Raw genomic sequence first — 20,614 nt, forward strand, 5'->3', positions numbered from 1 at the left:
GTCTTTCTCCAGACATGTTCCCGATGCTTCCATCCAGGCCTGTCGTGGAACTGCCGTGTCGACCAAGGTCGACACCTACCCACGGCAACGCAGTACGCAGCCCCATGGCAACGCAGCGCGCAGCCCGGCCGGCCCTCATGCAAACAATGGTGCCTGGCGTTGTTCCAGGCGCAGCAGTGCGGCCTTGGTTTCCAGGCCGCCACCGAACCCGGTCAGTGCGCCGTTGCTGCCGATGACGCGATGGCAGGGCAGGATGATCGGCAACGGGTTGCGGCCGTTGGCGGCCCCCACCGCGCGGGTTGCGCTGGGCTGTCCCAGGTGCTGTGCCAGCTGCAGGTAGCTCCAGGTCTGCCCGAACGGAATCAGCGCCAGCGCCTGCCACACGCGCAGCTGGAATGGCGTGCCGCGCGGTGCCAGTTCCAGATCGAAGCTGCTGCGTTCGCCGTGCAGGAACTGCAGCAACTGCTCGCGGGCTTCCGGCAGCGCATCCGGCGCGTAGTGCCAGTCGCCGCGGCCACGCGCCGGATGGCGGTTTTCCGGAAACAGCACATGCGCAAGTCCGCGCTCGTCACCGGCGATGGTCAGCACGCCGATCGGGCTGTCGAAACGGTCGAACAACAGGGTCATGTCGGTTCTCCAACGAAAGTGCCGGACAGGTGCCACAGGTGCAGAACGGCATACGCGCGCCACGGCCGCCAGGGTTGCGAGCGCGCTTCGGTCGCACGTTCGCTCAGGCGCTGGCCCTGCGCATGGCCGAGGACCTGCTGCAGCACCAGGTCGCCGGCGGGGAAGGCATCAGGCTGGCCGAGGCCCCGCAGGGCGATGTACTGCGCGGTCCACGGGCCGATGCCGGGCAGTGCCACGCAGCGGGTGACGAACTCTTCCAGCGCCTGGCCCGGCCCGAAATCGAGCTGGCCGCTGGCGCAGGCGGCGGCCAGCGCGCGCACCGTGGCGGCACGGCTGCGCGGCAGGCCGATCGATTCCAGCGGCGCCCCGGCCAGCACCTCGGGTGCGGGGAACTGGCGATCGAAGTCCGATGGCATGCCCGGCAGGTGTGCGCCGAAGGCATCCACCAGCCGGCGCGCGAACGTGGTGGCTGCGGCGACGCTGACCTGTTGGCCGAGCACCGCGCGCACGCCCACTTCGAATCCATCCCAGCCGCCCGGAACACGCAGCCCGGGGCGTTCGGCGATGCCGCGCGCGAGCAGCGGTTCTTCGCCCAGTGCGGCGTGCACCTGCTGCAGGTCGGCATCCAGGTCGAACACGCGGCGCACGCGACGCACGATGTCCGGGATCAGGCGTGGATCGACGGCGCTGAGCTGCAGGTGCAGTTCCGGCCGTTTCGGATCGGCGGTGACGCGCAGCAGGGTGGGCCGCTCAGGCGTGCCCAACACGCGCTGGTAGCTGTCCTCGCCGATCAGTTCGATGCCGGGCAGGCTGCGCTTGCGCAGGAAGGCCAGCATGCGTGGGAAGTCCAGCGGTGGCCGGTAGGCCAGGCGCAGCACCAGGCCCCCCTCATCGGCGGCGAGGGGATGGTGCTGGCGACGCAGCGCGGTGGGGGCCATGCCACAACCCTGCAGGAATGCGGTATTGAAGCGGCGCAGGCTGTTGTAGCCGGCTGCCAGCGCGACGTCGGTCACCGGCAGCGTGGTTTCGGTCAACAGCTGCTTGGCCAGCAGCAGGCGATGGGTGGCGTGGATCTGTCCGGGTGTCGCGCCCAGATGCTCGACGAACAGCCGTTGCAGCTGGCGCGCGCTGAGCCCGATGCGCTGGGCGAGATCTGCCACCGGTTGCTCCTGCAGGAAGCCCCCCTGGATCAGGGCCAGGGCGCGCTGCACGGTCTGTCCGGCGAGTGCCTGCTGGGCCTGGGGTGCCAGTTCCGGGCGGCAGCGCAGGCACGGCCGGTAGCCGGCCGCAGCGGCCGCGGCGGCGGTCGGGTAGTAGGTGATGTTGCGCGGCTTCGGCGGTGGCGCCGGGCACACCGGGCGGCAGTAGATGCCGGTGCTGCGCACGGCGGTGAAGAACACGCCGTCGAAGCGTGCGTCGCGGGCCAGGCGGGCGCGGTCGCAGGCGGCGGTGTCGAGGGCGAGGGCGGTGTCCATGGCGCCAGTCTAGGCGGGTGCGGGTGGGGATACTCGCCGGATTCGGACATGGATGCTGAAAGGGGGGGCTGGCAGGGCTTGCAGCCCTGCACCCGCAACGTCACCGTCAACGTCTCAATCAAAAGCTGGCAGTCCGTGGGATGGCGGGGCGGTTGGTCGCTGCAGTTGGTGGGTGCCGACCGTTGGTCGGCACGCTTTTGCTGTGGGTAGGTGTCGACCTTGGTCGACACGCTTTCCCGAGGGTCAGAGCGGGTTCAGTGCCACGCGCTGAACGCGCGCGCTGGACGGGTAGACTGTGGCCCTTGCTCTCATGAAGACCGGTTGCCGATGTCCGCCAAATTCCGCTGGTTGCCCCTGTTGTGCCTGGCCCTGGCGGGCTGCAGCAAGCTGGAGAATCCGGGCAATGTGATCGCCGCCGACAAAGCGGCGCGCGCGCCGGCCAGCGATGGCGAGAACATGGTGTCGATCAATGCGGCCGACGCGCCGCTACCGCCGCCAGCACCACGCAGCCGGGCCGATCGGCCGTGGCCGCAGGCGCAACTGGAGAATGGCCGCGCCTGGGTCAGCTGCAGCACCGAGTACGCCGGCGACGCCGGTGATGGCATCGAGCTGGAGGGCCTGCAGCGCGATCAGATCAGCCAGGCGCTGGCGCCCTGCGCCGAGCGTGGCCTGATGCGCGTGCGCTATTCCGGAAAGATCAATCCGGGCTTCGCCGAGATGATGTGGCGGCTGGCCGTGGTCGCCGACGAGCAGAAGATCCACAAGCGCATCCTCGACCTGGATTCCAGCGGCGGCCAGGTGGAATCGGCCATCGTGGCCGGTGACAGCATCGGTGAATCGGGCTGGACCATCTGGGTGCGCGAAGGCTCGATCTGCCACAGTGCCTGCGTGTTCGTGCTGGCCGCCGGTGACAATCGCCTGCTGTCGGGCAAGGTCGGCATCCACCGCATGATGCGCATCAGTTCCAAGGCCACCTCGCGCGCCGAACTCAATCGCGAGCTGCACGAGGTCTACGACAACGTGAAGGATTACCTGCAGCGCAACGGCGTGGCGGTGGGCGTGGCCGATCTGATGATGACCGTGCCCAACCGCAGCCTGCGCCTGCTGACCCCTGACGAGCTGCGCCAGTACGGCCTGGATGGCACCAACGCGGTGCAGGACGACCTGGAACGGATCAAGCAGATGCGCGCCTGCGGCGATGATTTCGTACAGCGCAAGGATGCGTTCCTGATCGCCTTCGACCAGCAGTGCAAGCGCGAAGGCGCTGACATGGAATCGATCAACAGCTGTGGCCAGGCACTGAAGCAGCGCTTCGGTTTCCCCGATGCGGTGTGTCCCGAAGAGAGCCCGCTGTCGGAGATCGATGTGGCCACGCTGCCGCCGGCACCGTCCGAGCCGCCGCCGGTGGCCGAACAGGCTCCTGCGGACGCCGGCAAGCCTGCCGCGCAGGCCGACGCTGCCGTGGTCGAGGGCAGCGCCCACGCGCGCTGACGAACAGCTCACTGTGCTGGCGTAGACTGCGGTTCTTTCCCGGTAACCGGCGGTGTCCATGAAGCGCGTGCTCCTGCTGCTGTCCCTGATGCCCTTCACTGCGTTGGCGCAGGTGCCTGCGCCGGCCACGCCCGCACCTGCACCCGCGCGCCCGGCGCCGGCATCGCCGGCGGCCGCGAAGCCGGCCACCGCCGGTGCCCCGGCGTTGACCGCCGCGCAGCAGGCGCAGGTGCAGAAGCAGGACGCGGAAATGGGCGCAGCCGCAGTGAAGGCGGCGCAGCTGGTCGATGCCAACCGTGCCGGCGAGCTGTGGGAGGGCGCCTCCGCCGTCGCGCGACGTGCGGTGCCGAAGGCGGCCTTTGTCAGCCAGCTGACCACCGAGCGCACGCGGTTGGGCGCGATGGCCGGCCGCGGCCAGCCGACCATCACCCGGGTCAAGTACGGCGCCGGTGCCGCCGTGCCCGAAGGCCTGTACATCAACGTCAGCTTCCCGACCCGCTTCGCCAACAGCGCGCAGCCGGTACGCGAACTGGTGTCGTTCCGTTTCGACGAGGACCAGGTGTGGCGCCTGGCCGGTTACAGCCTGCGTGCATCGGCACCCTGAGGAGCGCAATGATGGCAACTGAACTGACAATGCTGGCCTGGTCGGTGCTGCTGGGCTTTGTCTACATCTTCGCCACCTCCACGGTGGTCACCCGCGAGCGTGGCCTGAAGTGGAATGCCTCGGCGCGTGATGGCCAGGCCCGGCCGCTCAGTGCGCTGGCCGGCCGCCTGCAGCGGGCCCAGGCCAACTTCCTGGAGACCTTCCCGTTCTTCGCCGCCGCCGCGATCGCGGTGGTGCTGGCCGGGCGCAGCAACGACACCACCGCATTGGCCGCGCAGGCCTACTTCTGGGCACGAGTGGTCTATCTGCCGCTGTATGCCGCCGGCGTGCCCTATGTGCGCAGCCTGGTCTGGGCGGTATCGCTGCTGGCCATCCTGGCGCTGGTGTTCGCGTTGTTGTGAGCCGGGCCTGATCCAGATCAAGGCCGGTCAGCTGCGTGGCGCTATGCTGGCGCGGACTGGATCAACGGCAGGAGGCGCGCATGCGCAGGATGGACGTGGTGGTGGTCGGCGCGGGCCCGGCGGGTCTGTGCTTCGCACGCGCGCTGGCCGGTAGCGGCCTGCAGGTCGGGCTGGTGGACGTGCAGCCGCGCCAGGTACTGGCCGAGGCGGCCTTCGATGGTCGCGAGATCGCGCTGACCCATGCCTCGCGGCAGAGCCTGGAGCAGCTGGGGCTGTGGCAGCGCCTGGCGCAGGCCGAAGTGGCCGAGCTGCGCGACGCAAGGGTGATGAACGGCGGCTCGCCATTCGCGCTGACCTTCGCCAGCAGCCAGGTCGACGGCCAGCCGCTGGGCTGGCTGGTGCCCAACCATCTGATCCGCCGCGCCGCATGGGATGCCGTGCAGGGCCAGGATGGGCTGGAGTTGTTTGATGGCCGCAAGGTGCTGGGCGTGCAGGCCGATGCACAGGGCCACGTGGTCACGCTGGACGATGGCAGCAAGCTGCACGCGCGCCTGCTGGTGGCCGCCGACAGCCGCTTTTCGGCAACCCGTCGCATGCTCGGCATCGGCGCGCAGATGCGCGACTTCGGCAAGTCGATGCTGGTCTGCCGCATGCAGGTCGAGCGCGATCATCACCACACTGCGTGGGAGTGGTTCGGCTATGGCCGCACCATGGCGTTGCTGCCGCTCAACGAGGGCCAGGCATCGGCGGTGATCACGCTGCCGCCGCGGCAGATCGAGGAACTGGTGGCGATGGACGAGGTGGCGTTCGGTGAAGCCATCAGTGCCTGCTTCGAACACCGCCTGGGCCGGATGCAGCCGGTGGCCACGCCGCAGGCGTATCCGCTGGTAGGGGTGTACGCGCACCGGTTCGTGGGCGAGCGCTCGGCGCTGATCGGCGATGCGGCGGTGGGCATGCACCCGGTTACCGCGCATGGTTTCAACCTGGGCCTGGCCAGCGCACAGCGGTTGGCGCAGGGCATCGTCGAGCAGCAGCGGCGCGGTGCCGACATCGCGGCCGAGGGCATGCTGGCCCGCTATCAGCGCGGCCATCGACTGGCGTCACGGCCGTTGTACGAGGCCACCAACGCGATCGCCAGCCTGTACACCGACGATCGACGCCCGGCGCGGCTGCTGCGTGCGGCCGGCCTGCGCGTGGCGCAGGGCGTGGCGCCGTTCAGGCAATTGATCGCCTCGCACCTGACCCAGCGCGTGGCCTGAACGGGTTCAGATCAGCTGGCAGCCAGCACGCGGATCTGGCTGTCGGCGAATTCGACCACCTGGCCCGCGCGGATCTTGCAGGCCTTGCGCAGTTCAACCTCGCCGTCGACCAGCACCTGGCCTTCGCTGATGACCATCTTGGCCTCGCCGCCACTGGTGACCAGGTCGGCCAGCTTGAGCAGCTGCTTGAGTTCGACGTAGTCGCCGTCGAGGTCGAATTCGAGAATCTGCATGGAGCGGGGTTCCTGGGAAGAGGGCGCAGGCCGGTGGCCGGGCCGGAAAGAGGGCGCGTATTGTGCGCCAGCACCGGGCACCACCGCACGCGCTTGGAAAGCTGTATGCCTCGTTCAGGATCAATGCGGTATCATTCCGCTCTGAGCGAGTGAAATCTCCTCCGACCGAGCAGCGCCAGGGCACGCGATAAGAAGGGCGCCCAAAGCGCGGACCATCCCTTTTTTATCGCACTGCCAGAACGACGGCAGTGCCTTCGGAGTTCCCCATGTCCCAAGATTCCCAAGCGCCGCTGCAGTTTGCGCAGCTCGGCCTGTCCGAGCCCGTGATGCAGGCGGTCACCGCCATCGGCTACGAAACCCCGTCGCCGATCCAGGCCGCCACCATCCCGGCGATGCTGGAAGGCCGCGACGTGCTGGGCCAGGCCCAGACCGGTACCGGCAAGACCGCTGCGTTCGCACTGCCGGTACTGTCCAACATCGACCTGCAGCAGATCAAGCCCCAGGCCCTGATCCTGGCGCCGACCCGCGAGCTGGCCATCCAGGTGGCCGAGGCGTTCCAGTCGTATTCGTCGAAGATCCCGGGCTTCCGCGTGCTGCCGGTGTACGGCGGCCAGCCGTACGGCCAGCAGCTGTCGGCGCTGCGCCGCGGCGTGCACATCGTGGTCGGTACACCCGGCCGCGTGATCGATCACCTGGACCGCAGCACCCTGGACCTGTCCGAGCTGAAGACCCTGGTGCTGGACGAAGCCGATGAAATGCTGCGCATGGGCTTCATCGACGACGTCGAAGCCGTGCTGAAGAAGCTGCCGGAGCAGCGCCAGGTGGCCTTGTTCTCGGCTACCATGCCGCCGCAGATCCGCCGCATCGCGCAGACCTACCTGCAGGACCCGGTGGAAGTGACCATCGCGGCCAAGACCACCACCTCGGCCAACATCCGCCAGCGCTACTGGTGGGTGAGCGGCATGCACAAGCTGGACGCGCTGACCCGCATCCTGGAAGTCGAGCCGTTCGACGCGATGATCATCTTCGCCCGTACCAAGGCCGGCACCGAAGAACTGGCCAGCAAGCTGCAGGCCCGTGGCCTGGCCGCAGCCGCGATCAACGGTGACATGCAGCAGGCCCAGCGTGAGCGCACCATCGCCATGCTGAAGGAAGGCAAGCTGGACATCCTGGTTGCCACCGACGTGGCCGCCCGTGGCCTGGACGTGGAGCGCATCAGCCACGTGCTGAACTACGACATCCCGTACGACACCGAAAGCTACGTGCACCGCATCGGCCGTACCGGCCGCGCCGGCCGCAGCGGTGAAGCGATCCTGTTCGCCACCCCGCGCGAGAAGGGCATGCTGCGCCAGATCGAGCGCGCTACCCGCCAGCCGATCGAGGAGATGCAGCTGCCGAGCGTGGAAGCGGTCAACGACACCCGCATCAACAAGTTCACCTCGCGCATCACCGAAACCCTCGGTGCCGGCGGCCTGGACTTCTACCGCCAGCTGCTGGAGCGCTTCGAGAACGAGCAGAACGTGCCGGCCATCGAAGTGGCTGCCGCGCTGGCCAAGATGCTGCAGGGTGACACCCCGTTCCTGCTGCAGCCGCCGGTGCGTGCGCCGCGCGAAGAGCGTGCACCGCGCGAGCGCTTCGACCGTGGCGACCGCCCGGAGCGTGGCGATCGCTTCGACCGCAACGAGCGTGGCCCGCGTTTCGAGCGCGGTCCGCGTCGTGACGATACCGAAGGTGGTTTCGAGCAGCGCCCGCGCCGTGAGGTTCCGCCGCGTGGCGCGCCGGAGCAGGGCATGGAGACCTACCGCATTTCGGTCGGCCACCAGCATGGCGTGAAGCCGGCCAACATCGTCGGCGCCATCGCCAACGAGGCCGGCCTGGAAAGCCGCTTCATCGGCCGCATCGACATCCACGACGATTTCTCGCTGCTGGACCTGCCGGCACAGATGCCGCCGGACGTGCTGTCGCACCTGCAGAAGGTGTGGGTGTCGGGCCAGCAGCTGCAGATGCGCGCGCTGGCGCCGGGTGAAGACACCAACCCGGCCCCGCGTCCGTTCAAGCCGCGCTTCGACAAGCGTGGTCCGGGCGGCCCGGGTGGCCCGCGTCGTGGCGGCCCGGGTGGTCCGGGTGGTCACGGTTGCGACCGCGGCGGTGACCGCGACAGCCGTCCGCCGCGTCGTGACGGCTTCAAGCCGCGCGGCCCGCGCAGCTACTGAGCCGCACCTCAGCCCTGACAACGCCAGCCTTCGGGCTGGCGTTGCCCGTTCCGGGTCGCAAAAAGGGGACGGAGGGGATTAAGTCGTAAATGGCAGGCCAGGTGCTTATGCCATAAACGACTTAATCCCCTCCGTCCCTTTTTCGCATGGCCAACACATTCCCGGTCCTAGGCTGGGGCGGTTCCAAGGGAGGTTGTCACCGCAGCACATTCGGGGGGATCCGGGATGGGTAGGAGTGGCACGGACCAGCAGAGCCGACGGGTTCCCATGACCCGTGGCCTGTGACTGCGATTTGCGTTGCTGACGGGCATGGCGATTGGATTGGTCGCACTGTCCGCGCTGATCCAGGAACTGCAGGCGGCCTCCACCGCCTGGATTGCCGGCCAGGGCTACTGGTCGCGCGGTCAGCAGGATGCAACCGCCGCGCTCAGCCGTTACCTGGCGCGGGGCGATGCCCAGGACCTGGACCATGCGCGTCAGGCCCTGCAGGTGCCGTTGGGCGATCTGCAGGCGCGGCTGGCGCTGGAACAGGCTGAGCCGGATGAAGCCAAGGCCAGGCAGGGATTCCTGCAGGGCGGCAATGCGCGCGCCGATATCCCGCGCCTGGTGTTCTCGTTCCGCTATGCACGCGATATCGGTGCCTTCCGCGAAGCAACCGCGCTGTGGCGGAAGACCGACGGCGACCTGATGGCGGTGCAGCGCCTGGTCGATGAATTGCAGCTGCGGCACGGCAGTGGCCCGCTGCCGACTGCCGCACGTGACCGCTACCTGCAGCAACTGGGTGACCTTGATCGGCGGATGCAGGTGCAGAGCCAGGCGTTCTCGCAGGCGCTGCTGCGGATGGCGACGCTGGTGAGGCTGGCCACGCTGATGGTCGCGGGCCTGTCGGTGCTGGCGATCAGCCTGATGGCCGTGGCGCTGGCGCGTCGCGTCGGCAAGGACCTGACCGAGCACGAGAGCCGTTTTCGCGCGGCGTTCTACCAGGCCAACGTGGGCATGCTCAAGCTCGACACCGATGGCAAGGTGATCGAGGCCAACCAGGCCATGGCGGATATTCTCGATTATCGTCGTGATGTGCTGCTGCAGATGTCACTGCACGATCTGCTGATGGACGGCGAGCTGGTCATCGACGGTGTCGGCCGCATTGACTGGGACCGGCAGCTGCGGCCAAGCGAACTGCGCTTCCGGCGGCGCGACGGCAGCCTGGTCTGGGGGCGCTGGAGTGGTACCGGCGTGCACAGCAGCGGGGGGCTGTCGGTGTTCGCGATCATCGAGGACGTCAGCCAGAACCATGCGCTGGCGCGTGAGATCGAGCACCACGCCAGCCACGATCCGCTGACCGGCCTGATCAACCGCCGCGAGATCGAACGCCTGCTGGAACGCGCGCTGCTGCAGGTGCGCAGCGACGGCGGCACGCATTCGCTGTGCTACATAAACCTGGATCATTTCAAGCTGGTCAACGACAGCTTCGGCCATGCGGCCGGCGATCAGATGCTGCGCAGTTTCGCCGATTACCTGGTGGCGGCCGTGCGCGATGGCGACTGGGTCGGCCGGCTTGGCGCCGATGAGTTCGCCGTGTTCCTCGCCCATGCCGGCCAGGACGAAGCCAAGCGGGTGCTGCAGCGGGTGATCCGCAACCTGGGCCAGGCCACCTTCCCGATCAGCGAGGGCAGCCCGCAGCTGAGCTGCAGCATCGGCGTGGTCGAGGTCAGTGCCGATGCGCCCGACGTGAACTGGCTGATGAGTGCCGCCGACAGCGCCTGCTACGCGGCCAAGCAGGCAGGTCGCAACCGCGTGCATTGCTTCAACGAGAACCGCATGGCGCTGGAAGAACGGCGCCTGGAGGCCGAACGCCTGCAGGGCGTCAGCCTGGCGATGGCCGAGAACCGCATGCTGCTGTATGCGCAGCGCATCGCCCGGGTGGGAGATCCGTCCTACCTGCACTACGAGGTGCTGGTGCGCATGCGCGGCACCGACGGCAGCCTGCATCTGCCCGGCCAGTTCATGCCGGCGGTGGAGCGCTACGGCATGGCCGTGGCGCTGGATCGCCACGTGCTCGGGCTGCTGTTCCGGCACCTGCAGGTCTGCCCGGCGCATGTGCGCCAGCTGGGCTTGTGCAACGTCAACGTTTCGGCCCAGTCGATCGCCGAGCCAGGGTTCCTGGCCTTCGTCTGCGACCTGCTCGAACGCAACCGCGCACTGGCGTCCAAGCTGTGTTTCGAGATCACCGAGACCGCTGCGATCAGCAACCTCAGCCAGGCGCGCGCCTTCATCGATGCGGTGAAGGCGCGGGGCTGCCGGATGGCGCTGGACGACTTCGGGTCCGGCCTGTCCTCGTTCGGCTACCTGCGCCAGCTGCCGGCCGACATCCTGAAGATCGATGGTGCATTCGTGCGCGACATGGACACCGACCCGGTCAGCCACGCCACCGTGCGGGCGATCAGCGAGCTGGGGCGCGAGCTGCAGATGGAAGTGGTGGCCGAATGGGTGGAGACCGCCGAGGTGGCCGGCGCGCTGACCAGGCTGGGGGTACAGGGCCTGCAGGGCTATGCGATCGAACGGCCGCAGCCGCTGGAACGGATGACCCTGACCGACCTGAAGCCCTTCCGGCTGGTGGCGGTGAACGGGCCGCAGGGCGCGGGCTGAACCGCCGGCGGCGACTTTGGTCTACACATGCGCGGCGCGCCCGGCTGCGATAATGCGCGCCAGGGGCGACGTGCAGTGGGCGCGGACGTAAGCAGGAACAGGACGTGGCGTGGGCAGCAGGCAGTGGCGGTATGGAGCAGGGGGGATGCTGGCCGTCCTGCTGATGTGGTGGGCGATATCGTGGCCGCTTCAGGCTGCCGAGGCCGTATCGGGCCGCGATTACCTGCTGGTCGGGGGCGCCACCGACGCGCCGACCCCGCATCGCGCGTGCACGCCGCAGATGCTGTCCGGTGCCCGCCAGCAGGTGGAAGTGCCCGCGCCGCCCGGCGGCTGGTCGGGCCAGCCACAGGCGCTGGACGTGTTCAACGTCTTCGCCGGCGAAGTCCGGGTACAGCACGGTGACCGCGAAATCTGCGGCAACATGCACGATGCCCGCACCCGCGATTCGCGCTTCCGCGCAGGCATCGGCCTGGTCGCGGTGCCGCCGGCCGGCAGCCACGCGCCGTTCGTGGTCTCCTGGCAGACGCCGCTGAAGGCGCGCTGGGTTCCGACCCTGCGGCTGGGCGCGCCCAGCCCGGTGCAGCAGAACGACACCGCCCGCCTGCTGGTGCGCGCCGCCTGCATCGCGGTGGCCATCGCCTTGGCGCTGTCGGCGTTGATGGCGTTCCTGACCACGCGCGACCGCAGTTTCCTGGTCTACATCGCCGGCACCACCGTGCTGGTGCTGTGGCAGGCGATCCTCGGTGGCCTCAGCGGCTATCCGGAGCCCTGGCTGCCGGTGGGCGAGCGCGGGGCCTGGTGGTTGCTTTCGCTGACCGCGGCCACCCAGGCACTGGTGCTGCCGGCGCTGTGGCGGCTGAACGGCGGCGACCGCGCGCTGCCCCGTTCGCGGCCCCTGCAGGCGATCGTGCTGTGGGGGCTGCTGGCACTGGCCGTGCTGGTGCCGTGGCTGCGCTGGGGCCAGCTGGCCTGGGTCGCACAGGGCCTGCAGGTGACCTATCTGCTGGGGTGTGGCCTGGCGTTGCTGGCCGGCGTATGGGCGCGCTGGCGCGGCGACCGCTGGGCGCAGGCCGGGCTGGCCGCGCTGGCGCCGATGCTGGTACTGATCATCGCCGACGCCAGTGCAGCCGAATGGTTGCTGGAGTACCGGGTGGAGGCGCTGCAGCTGGCGGTGACCTGGCTGCTGATGATGGCCGCCTACGCCATGAACCAACGGCTCGGGCGGCTGCGCCAGCAGCGCGATGAACTGCGCCAGCTGGCCGAGACCGATGGCCTGACCGGGCTGCCCAACCGGCGCGCAGGACTGCAGCAGCTGGCCCGTCACCTGGCACAGGTTGACCGTGAGCGCGGCGCGCTGGTGATCGGCTTCCTCGACATCGACCTGTTCAAGGACATCAACGATCGCCACGGCCATGCGGTGGGTGACCAGGTGCTGGTGGCGGTCGCGCGCGCCCTGCGCGCGGCGGTGCGCAGCCAGGACGAAGTGGTGCGGATGGGCGGCGAGGAGTTCCTGCTGCTGATGCCGGGCATGCCGCGCGAAGCCGCGTCGGCGCGGCTGGACCGCCTGCGCCAGCGCATCACCGAGGCTGGCCAGGCATTGCAGGTACCGGGGCTGGAAGTGACCGCCAGCATTGGACTGGCGCAATGGCGACCGGGCGAGGACGATCTGGCCGGGCTGCTGCGCCGGGCCGACCATGCCATGTACGTGGCCAAGCGCGCCGGCCGCAACCGGGTCTTCGACGGCGAAGAGCTTGATCCGGCCGCGCCGGCATGAAGCGCAGCGGGCGGCGATGCCGGATAATAGGGCGATGACCACCCGACTCAACAAACATATCGCCGACACCGGCTTCTGCTCCCGCCGCGAGGCCGATCGCCTGATCGCCGCCCGCCGCGTCACCGTCAACGGCCATCCGGCCGGCACCGGCGCGGTGGTGGGCGAGGAAGACCAGGTGCTGGTCGACGGCCAGCCGCTGCGCGCCCGCGTCGCCCGCAAGCCCGGCGCACGCCGCCACGTCTACATCGCGCTGAACAAGCCGGTGGGCGTCACCTGCACCACCGAAACATCGGTCAAGGGCAACATCGTCGACTTCGTGGGCCACGAACAGCGCATCTTCCCGATCGGCCGCCTGGACAAGGAGTCGGAAGGGCTGATCCTGATGACCAGCAACGGCGACATCGTCAACCAGATCCTGCGTGCCGAGAACGGGCACCAGAAGGAATACCTGGTGGCGGTGAACAAGCCGGTCACAGACGAGTTCCTGCGGGGCATGGCGCGCGGCGTGCGCATCCACGACCAGATGACGCTGCCGTGCAAGACTTCGAGGATCGCCAAGTTCGGTTTCCGCATCACCCTGCAGCAGGGCCTGAACCGGCAGATCCGCCTGATGGCGGCCGAGTTCGGCTACCGCGTGACCCAGCTGCGCCGCGTGCGCATCGACAACATCAAGATCGGTGCGCTGAAGCCGGGCCAGTGGCGCAACCTGACCGAGCAGGAGCTGCAGGGCCTGCTGCCGAAGCAGCTGGACTGGTAGGGCCGGCCGCTCGCCGGCTGTAACGTGCCTGCGATGTACCCGGGATGCCGGCCCGTGGCCGGCACTACCCGGCGCGCGGATTGCGCGCCCGCATCGGCTAGACTTCGCAGTGACCTGCCGGAACATGACGCTGCATGATCAAGCCCGACAAGCCTGCCAACGAAGCCCTTCGGCTTGAGGCGCTGTACCGCTACCGTATCCTGGATTCGGAGCGCGAGAAATCCTTCGATGACCTGGTGGTGATCGCCAAGGCGGTCTGCGGCACCTCGATGGCCGCCGTCACCCTGATAGACGTCGAGCGGCAGTGGTTCAAGTCGATCCAGGGCATTGACGCTGCGGAGAACCTGCGCAGCGAATCGATGTGCGGCCACGCCATCCTGCAGCCGCAACAGATCATGGTGGTTGAGGACGCGCTGCAGGACATCCGCTTCCATGACAATCCGGTGGTGACCGGCGATCCGCATGTCCGCTTCTACGCGGGTGCGCCCCTGATCAGTTCCGACGGCCTGCCGCTGGGCACGCTGTGCGTGTTCGACGCGCATCCGCAACGCCTGGCCAGTGACAAGGCCGAGGCCTTGGCTGCGCTGTCGCGGCAGGTGATGCTGGTGATGGAGCTGCGCCGTTTCGCGCTCGACATCCAGAAGCACATGCTGGAACGCGACGATTACGAGCGACTGCTGTCGGAGTACCAGGACGTGCTGCTGGCCCAGAATGCCGACCTGGCCGAACAGAGCCGCACCGATGCGCTGACCGGCCTGCCCAACCGGCGCGCGATGGCGGCGGCGCTGGAAGAGGCCGTGGCGATGAACGGCGCGCAGCCCGGTGCAGCCTGTGTCGCGCTGCTGGACATCGACCATTTCAAGCACATCAACGACTTCCAGGGCCATGCCACCGGCGACCGGGTGCTGGCCGAGCTGGGCACGCTGCTGCGCTCGCACTTCGCCGGTCGCGGCATGGCGGCACGCTACGGTGGCGAGGAGTTTGTGGCGGTGATGCCGGCCACCGACCTGCGTGCGGCCGAACGGCAGTGCGAGTTTCTGCGCCTGGCCGTAGCCGAGCTGCCGCTCGGTTTCCCGTTGACCATCAGCATCGGCGTTGCCCAGCACCAGTCCGGCGAAAGCGTGGACCAGATGCTGGCACGCGCCGACAAGGCGCTGTACCGCGCCAAGGGCAACGGCCGCAACCGCGTGGAGCTGGCGAGCTGAAACACCCGCCACTGGCGCGGTAAACGCACGCGACGTGTGGAGGATCCGGTGCCGCTCCAGCGGATCCACGCCATGCGGGGATGCTCTTCCCGATGCACAGCGCGTCGCAGCTCGTGCGATCAGGACCGGCCAGCATGGCGGTTCTGTTTCCACGGACCTCGAGCATGCTGCAGACCCTGGCCATCGCGCACTATCGCTCGCTGCATGGGCTGGTGCTGCCGCTGCAGCAATTGAATGTGGTCACCGGCGACAACGGTAGTGGTAAATCCAGCCTGTACCGCGCGCTGCGCCTGCTGGCGGAAACCGCACAGGGCGGCGTTGCGGCGGTGCTGGCCCGTGAGGGCGGGCTCGGTTCGGCGCTATGGGCCGGCCCCGAAACCCTTGATCGCCGGGTGATGGCCGGCGAGATTCCGCTGCAGGGCGGCCCGCGGCAGGCTTCCGTGGGCCTGACACTGGGATTTGCCACTGACGAATTCGGCTACGCCATCGATCTGGGTTACCCGCCGCCCAGTCGTTCGGCGTTCGCACTGGACCCGCAGATCAAGGCCGAGGCGATCTGGGCCGGGCCGTTCCTGCGCAGCGCCAACCTGCTGGTCGATCGCCGCGGGGTGATGGTGCGGCAACGCCATGCGCGCGGCTGGGATCTGATCGATGACCGCTTGTCGCTGTTCGACAGCCTGTTCACCCAGGTCGGTGATCCGCAGCGCATGCCGGAAACCATCGCCCTGCGTGAGTACATCCGCCGCTGGCGCTTCTATGATCACTTCCGCAGCGATGCCGATGCGCCGGCGCGACAACCGGCGATGGCCACGCGCACGCCGGTACTGCACCACGACGACCGCGATCTGGCCGCGGCCTGGGTCACCATCCTCGAGATCGGAGATCCGGTCGGGTTGGCACGCAGCGTTGAGGATGCCTTCCCGGGTGCCTCGGTGGGCTTCGAGGAGCTGGACGGTCGGCTGGCCCTGCGCTTCCACCAGCCCGGCCTGCTGCGGCCGTTGTCGATGGCGGAGCTGTCCGATGGCACCCTGCGCTTCCTGCTGCTGGCCGCCGCCCTGCACACGCCGCGGCCGCCGCCGCTGCTGGTGCTGAACGAGCCGGAGACCAGCCTGCATCCGGACCTGCTGCCGGCGCTGGCACGGCTGATCATTGCCGCCAGTGCGCGCAGCCAGGTATGGGTGGTGTCACACGCCAGCCGCCTGATCGCGGCGCTGGAACAGGCGCCGGGGTGCCATTCGCTGCATCTGCACAAGGAACACGGGCGCACGCTGCTGAGCGGACAGGGCCTTCTGGATGTTCCGGCATGGCACTGGCCGCAGCGGTGATACGGCCAGTGCCCGGCATGGATGCGTTCAATCAGCGATGTTGCGTGCTTCGGCCGTACCGAGAATCTCCGGGTGCTGCACCGGCTTGCGTCGATTCAGCAGCGGGTGCAGGAACACCGCGCCGACGATGATCGCCACGCCCAGGTAGAACCACGGGGTGACCTCGTGCTGCTCGCGCAGCAGCACCACCGCCAGCAGCACGGCATAGACCGGTTCCAGGTTGGTCACCAGCTGCACCGTATAGGCGCTCAGGTGGCGCAGCGCGACCAGCGCCAGCGCGAACGGCAGCAGCGTGCAGAAGCCGGCCAGCACCAGCAGCAGGATGCCGTCGTGCAGGTCCGGGACGACCCACAGCGGGCTGGCCAGTGCCGGCAGCAGGTACGGCATCAGCGGTGCCAGCAGGGTCAGGGTGAGGGTGCCCGCACCCAGCTCCAGCGCGGTGACTGTCAGCGGATCGGCATGGCTGACCATGCGTTTGTTGAGCGAGCCGAACACCGCCACCAGCAGTGCCGAAAGTGCGCCGATCAACACACCCAGGCGCATGCCATCCGGTACGCCACCGACCACCAGCGCCACGCCGGGCAGCACGGCCAGGCCGAACGCCAGTTCGCGCAGCTGGAACGGCCGCTTGGCCACCCACGGTTCGATGATCGAGGTGAACACCGGTGCCAGCGCGATGCAGGTGGCGGCCACCGACGCATTGGCCAGTTTCACCGCGCCATAGAAGGTCAGCCAGTGCAGGGCGACCAGCGCACCGATGCCGGCGTAACCGGCCACCAGTCGCAAGGGCAGGGTGCGCAACCCGCGCCAGACCCGCGGCAGCAGGGCCAGCATCGCCGTCACCAGCAGCATGCGCCACCACACCAACGGCAGCGCGGGCAGGGTGATCAGCTTGCCGAGGATGGCGGTGACGCCCCACAGCAGGACACAGAAATGGATCTGCCAGAGTGCTTTGCGGGTGTCGGGTGTGCTCATCCGTGTATTGTGCGGCAAGCGCAGGTTCGCGGCGATGGTCATGGTCGCCGCTGCGCCCCGTTCCCGGCGAGGTATCCGCATGCCTGCAGGCCCGATGTTCGTGCGTGGATGGGCGGCGCTGACCGCCCTGGTCGCTGCCACCTCGCTGCTGCTGCAGTACCTGTTGCTGCTGGGCGGGCCCGGCGGCGAGGCGGGCGTGGTCGCGGCGACCCTGCGCTTCTTCGGTTACTTCACCATCCTCAGCAATCTGGGCGTGTGCCTGGGGTGTGCATGGCTGGCACGCGGCCGCCCGCTGGGCGCGACCGTGGCCGCGGCCATGGCGCTGTGCATCGGCGTGACCTGTCTGGTCTATGTGCTGGCCTTGCAGGCGCTTTGGCGACCCACTGGCCTGCAGTGGTGGGTGGATATGGGGCTGCACTACGCCGTGCCACTGTTGTACCTGGGCGGCTGGCTGCTGCTGCTGCCGCACGGCGGCCTGCGCTGGCGTGCATTGGCGGTGGTGCTGTGGCTGCCGCTGGCCTATCTCGGTTGGGCGATGACCCTGGCCTGGCTGCTGGGACAGGCGCCGTACCCGTTCCTTGAGGTGCAACGGATCGGCGCGGTGGCTTTCGCGATCAACGTGCTGCGCGTCGCCGCGGTGTTCGTGCTGGGCTGGACGATGCTGTGGGCGCTGGATCGCTGGCGCCGTCGATGAGCCGCTGCAACGCCATCGCCGCCGCCGGATTGCGTGCCTTGCCCGCGCCGATGCACAGCAGATAGACCTCGCGGGGACTGGCCGGGGGCGGTTCGGCCAGGCAGGGCAGGTCGTCCACGGGCGCGCCTTGTGACCAGCGTCGTGCGCGGTCGGCCCAGCGTTGCTGCACGGGCACAGGCAGGCCCTCCTTCAAGCGGGCCTGGCTGCGCTTGATCCGCGCGTAGACGAAGCCGGCACTGACATCGCCGTGCAACGGCGCCTCGTCGCTGTCCTCGATCACCAGGGCCACCTCATGACGGCGGGCAGCGGCAACCAGCGCCGGACCGTGCACCGCTGCATTGCGCACTTCCAGCGCGTGCTGCAGCGGCACGCCATCCAGCTGCTTCGGCAGCTGGGCCATCAGCGCGTCCAGTGCATCGGCATCGGCCGGATGGCGCGGATCGAACTGCCACAGCAACGGACCGAGCCGGTCGCCGAGCGCGAGCGCAGCCTGCAGGAATGGGGCGGCGGCCTCCACCGTGCTGGACAGGTCGCGGCGCTGCACCAGGTAACGCGGCGCCTTCATCGAGAATCGGAAGCCCTGCGGCGTCTGCGCCGCCCATTGCGCGCATTGGGTCGGTGTAGGTGTGCGGTAGAAGGTGCCGTTGATCTCGATGCAGCGCAACGCACGGCTGGCGTGCGCAAGTTCTTCGCGCTGCGCAAGACCCGCCGGATAGAACGTGCCGCCGCGCCATTCGGGGAACACCCAGCCACCGATGCCACAGCGGATGGCCGCCTGCCGGGAAGCGACCGTCACTGGCCGTGGTCCGCGCGCCACGGGTCGTAGCTGCCGAACCACCACAGGTAGCCTTCCGGGTCGGCGCAGGCGTAGCCGCGGCCGCCATAGTCCTGGTCGGCGATGTCGATCACGATGCGTGCCCCGGCGGCCTTGGCGCGGGCGTAATGCGCATCGGCATCGGTGACGATCACGCACGCGCTCTGGGTCTGGCGGCCACCGACCTCATCAGGCATGGCGGTGTGCTCCGTCCACGCACTCTCGTTGCTGGCCGAACCGAGCATGATCATGCCGTGGCCGAAGGTCAGCTGCGCATGGAACACGGTCTCGCCATCGGCGTAGACGGCCTGGGCGTGGAAGCCGAAGGCGCGCTGCAGCCAGTCGATGGCAGCCAGCGCGTCGCGATAGCGCAGGCACGGAATGATGGTGGAGCCGTTGCCCGGCTGGCTGTTCTCGCCCATGACACCCCTCCTATGGCACAGGGCAGGGTGCGCCGGCGACCGTTACCATTGCGCGAAACCCCGGTGACGGCCTGCACATGGCCGCGACCCCTGTTCGGAGATGGTGCTGGATGAAAACCTGGATTGGAGGCGCCGTGCTGCTGGCCTGCACGACCATGGCGAGCGCGTCGACCCCGACGCCGCTGCAGGACCTGGATGCGACGGTCGAGCGCGTGCGCGCGCAGTTCGACGTGCCCGGCATTGCCGTGGCCGTCGTCAAGGATGGCCAGGTGGTGCTGGAGCGCGGCTGGGGCGTGCGCGAGCAGGGCAGGCCGGAGCCGGTGCAGGCCGATACGCTGTTTGCCATTGCATCCAACACCAAGGCGTTCACTGCCACTTCGCTGAACCTGCTGGCCGAAGACGGCAAGCTGAAGATGGACGACAAGGTGATCGACCACCTGCCGTCGTTCCGCATGTCCGACCCGTTCGTGACCGGGCAGATGACGATCCGCGACCTGCTCTCGCACCGCAGTGGCCTGAGCCTGGGCGCCGGTGACCTGCTGTTCTGGCCGACCACGTCCTACAGCAACGCCGAAGTGGTGCAGCGGCTGGGCCAGGTCCCGCTGAAGGGGGGCTTCCGCGAGAGCTATGCCTACGACAACATCCTGTACGCGGTCGCCCAGCAGGTGATCGAGCACGTCTCGGGCATGAGCTACCAGCAGTTCCTGCAGACCCGCATCTTCGACAAGGTCGGCATGACCGGCACGCGCTACAACGCCGATCACCTGAAGCCGGGCGACACGGCGGCGGTCGGCCACGCCAAGTACGATTTCAAGGACCTGCGCACCGTTGCGCCGCTGACCTGGTCGAACAATGCCGGCGCCGGTGGCATCTATTCCAGCGCGCATGACATGGCACGCTGGATGCAGGTGCAGCTGGCCGAAGGCAGGCTGGCCGATGGCACGCCGCTGTTCACCGAGAAGAGCCAGCAGCAGATGTGGCGGATGATCACGCCGCAGTCGATCCCGGCGCCGAGCGTACCGGAGCTGGCACCGGCGCGGGCCAACTTCGCCGGCTATGGCGAAGGCTGGAGCCTGAGCGATTACCGCGGCCAGAAGCTGGTCTGGCACACCGGTGGCTGGCCGGGCATGGTCTCGCGGCTGACCCTGGTGCCGGGCGAGAAGCTGGGCGTGGTGGTGCTGACCAACCAGGAAGTGGGCGCGGCGTTCAACGCGATCACCCTGAGCGTGCTCGATGCCTACCTGGGGGGAGAGAAGCACGACTGGGTCGATGCCTACGCCAAGGCCGTGGCCAAGGGTCAGGACAAGGCGGATGAAGCCTGGGCCAAGCACCAGGCTGCACGGGACAAGCGCAGCACGCCGTCGCTGGCGCTGGCCGGTTACACCGGGACGTTCCGCGACCGCTGGTATGGCGACATGCAGATCAGTGCCGAGGGCAAGGGCCTGCGCCTGCGTTTCATGAAGACCGCACAACTGAGCGGCCGCCTGGAGCACTGGCAGCACGACACCTTCATCGTGCGCTGGGAGGATCGCTCGCTCAACGCCGACGCGTTCGTGAACTTCACCCTGGACCCGGACGGCAAGGTACGCGACGTGCGCATGCAGCCGATCTCCGACCTGACTGATTTCAGCTTCGATTTCCAGGACCTGCTGTTCACCCCGGTCAAGGAATAAGGGTAGTGCCGGCCGCTGGCCGACAA

General features: G+C 68.6%; 18 protein-coding genes. 12 read left to right on the top strand and 6 right to left on the bottom strand.

Going from position 1 to position 20,614, the window contains the following annotated elements:
- Window positions 1–135: 135 nt before the first annotated feature.
- Together N7590_RS06400 and N7590_RS06405 are read right to left on the bottom strand one after the other, a co-directional pair.
- Window positions 136–627 carry a methylated-DNA--[protein]-cysteine S-methyltransferase gene (locus tag N7590_RS06400; protein ID WP_164242596.1) on the bottom strand — a complete coding sequence of 164 codons (492 nt, stop codon included), beginning with the start codon at window positions 625–627 and terminating at the stop codon, window positions 136–138.
- Window positions 624–2,102 (bottom strand): DNA-3-methyladenine glycosylase 2, encoded by a 1,479-nt coding sequence (locus tag N7590_RS06405; protein ID WP_164242597.1) that lies wholly within the window; start codon window positions 2,100–2,102, stop codon window positions 624–626. The genes N7590_RS06400 and N7590_RS06405 overlap by 4 nt, the downstream gene beginning before the upstream one ends.
- 327 nt (window positions 2,103–2,429) lie before the next feature.
- On the opposite strand from N7590_RS06405, the gene N7590_RS06410 reads away from it, so the two are divergent.
- The 4 genes from N7590_RS06410 to ubiM all read left to right on the top strand — a co-directional run bounded on the left by N7590_RS06410 (window position 2,430) and on the right by ubiM (window position 5,857).
- Entirely contained in the window at window positions 2,430–3,593 is a 1,164-nt protein-coding gene (locus N7590_RS06410; RefSeq protein WP_164242598.1) for a hypothetical protein, read from the top strand.
- A 58-nt stretch (window positions 3,594–3,651) separates the two neighbouring features.
- Window positions 3,652–4,197, top strand: coding sequence for a DUF4019 domain-containing protein (locus tag N7590_RS06415; RefSeq protein ID WP_164087909.1), 546 nt, complete (start codon window positions 3,652–3,654; stop codon window positions 4,195–4,197).
- Between the two features lie 11 nt (window positions 4,198–4,208).
- A complete protein-coding gene (locus N7590_RS06420; protein WP_053449185.1) occupies window positions 4,209–4,598 on the top strand; it encodes an MAPEG family protein in 390 nt (129 codons plus the stop codon).
- A gap of 80 nt (window positions 4,599–4,678) precedes the next feature.
- On the top strand, window positions 4,679–5,857 hold the full coding sequence (gene ubiM / locus N7590_RS06425) for a 5-demethoxyubiquinol-8 5-hydroxylase UbiM (protein WP_164242599.1): 1,179 nt from the start codon (window positions 4,679–4,681) through the stop codon (window positions 5,855–5,857).
- Between the two features lie 11 nt (window positions 5,858–5,868).
- Here ubiM and N7590_RS06430 read toward each other — a convergent pair whose 3' ends face one another.
- On the bottom strand, window positions 5,869–6,090 hold the full coding sequence (locus tag N7590_RS06430; RefSeq protein ID WP_108760017.1) for an RNA-binding S4 domain-containing protein: 222 nt from the start codon (window positions 6,088–6,090) through the stop codon (window positions 5,869–5,871).
- A 266-nt stretch (window positions 6,091–6,356) separates the two neighbouring features.
- Here N7590_RS06430 and N7590_RS06435 point away from each other — a divergent pair, with 266 nt between their 5' ends.
- The 6 genes from N7590_RS06435 (at window position 6,357) to N7590_RS06460 (ending at window position 16,010) form a co-directional block, all read left to right on the top strand.
- The gene (locus N7590_RS06435; protein WP_164242600.1) at window positions 6,357–8,303 is read left to right on the top strand and encodes a DEAD/DEAH box helicase; all 1,947 of its coding nucleotides are present in this window, start codon (window positions 6,357–6,359) and stop codon (window positions 8,301–8,303) included.
- A 309-nt stretch (window positions 8,304–8,612) separates the two neighbouring features.
- Entirely contained in the window at window positions 8,613–10,949 is a 2,337-nt protein-coding gene (locus N7590_RS06440) for an EAL domain-containing protein (protein ID WP_279935252.1), read from the top strand.
- A gap of 145 nt (window positions 10,950–11,094) precedes the next feature.
- A complete protein-coding gene (locus N7590_RS06445) occupies window positions 11,095–12,723 on the top strand; it encodes a GGDEF domain-containing protein (protein ID WP_230078882.1) in 1,629 nt (542 codons plus the stop codon).
- A 34-nt stretch (window positions 12,724–12,757) separates the two neighbouring features.
- The gene (locus N7590_RS06450) at window positions 12,758–13,480 is read left to right on the top strand and encodes a pseudouridine synthase (protein WP_005408708.1); all 723 of its coding nucleotides are present in this window, start codon (window positions 12,758–12,760) and stop codon (window positions 13,478–13,480) included.
- Between the two features lie 134 nt (window positions 13,481–13,614).
- The gene (locus tag N7590_RS06455; RefSeq protein WP_164242602.1) at window positions 13,615–14,685 is read left to right on the top strand and encodes a sensor domain-containing diguanylate cyclase; all 1,071 of its coding nucleotides are present in this window, start codon (window positions 13,615–13,617) and stop codon (window positions 14,683–14,685) included.
- Between the two features lie 164 nt (window positions 14,686–14,849).
- Window positions 14,850–16,010, top strand: a complete 1,161-nt coding sequence (locus N7590_RS06460) for an AAA family ATPase (RefSeq protein WP_164242603.1) — start codon at window positions 14,850–14,852, stop codon at window positions 16,008–16,010.
- Between the two features lie 27 nt (window positions 16,011–16,037).
- On the opposite strand, the gene N7590_RS06465 is transcribed toward N7590_RS06460, so the two are convergent.
- Window positions 16,038–16,985, bottom strand: a complete 948-nt coding sequence (locus tag N7590_RS06465; RefSeq protein ID WP_164242604.1) for a DMT family transporter — start codon at window positions 16,983–16,985, stop codon at window positions 16,038–16,040.
- Window positions 16,986–17,064: 79 nt separating this feature from the next.
- On the opposite strand from N7590_RS06465, the gene N7590_RS06470 reads away from it, so the two are divergent.
- Window positions 17,065–17,679, top strand: a complete 615-nt coding sequence (locus tag N7590_RS06470; protein ID WP_164242605.1) for a Pr6Pr family membrane protein — start codon at window positions 17,065–17,067, stop codon at window positions 17,677–17,679.
- Here the strand turns inward: N7590_RS06470 and N7590_RS06475 are convergent.
- Complete coding sequence (locus N7590_RS06475) at window positions 17,600–18,475, bottom strand: DUF72 domain-containing protein (protein ID WP_164242606.1); 876 nt, start codon at window positions 18,473–18,475, stop codon at window positions 17,600–17,602. The two genes, N7590_RS06470 and N7590_RS06475, sit on opposite strands and share 80 nt — an antisense overlap.
- Window positions 18,472–18,915, bottom strand: a complete 444-nt coding sequence (locus N7590_RS06480) for a VOC family protein (RefSeq protein WP_164242607.1) — start codon at window positions 18,913–18,915, stop codon at window positions 18,472–18,474. Before N7590_RS06480 ends, N7590_RS06475 begins: the two co-directional genes overlap by 4 nt.
- A gap of 110 nt (window positions 18,916–19,025) precedes the next feature.
- On the opposite strand from N7590_RS06480, the gene N7590_RS06485 reads away from it, so the two are divergent.
- Window positions 19,026–20,588, top strand: coding sequence for a serine hydrolase (locus tag N7590_RS06485; RefSeq protein WP_164242608.1), 1,563 nt, complete (start codon window positions 19,026–19,028; stop codon window positions 20,586–20,588).
- The last annotated feature ends 26 nt before the right edge of the window (window positions 20,589–20,614 follow it).

It is taken from the genome of Stenotrophomonas sp. GD04024 (assembly GCF_029837545.1).
Lineage (GTDB): Bacteria > Pseudomonadota > Gammaproteobacteria > Xanthomonadales > Xanthomonadaceae > Stenotrophomonas > Stenotrophomonas forensis.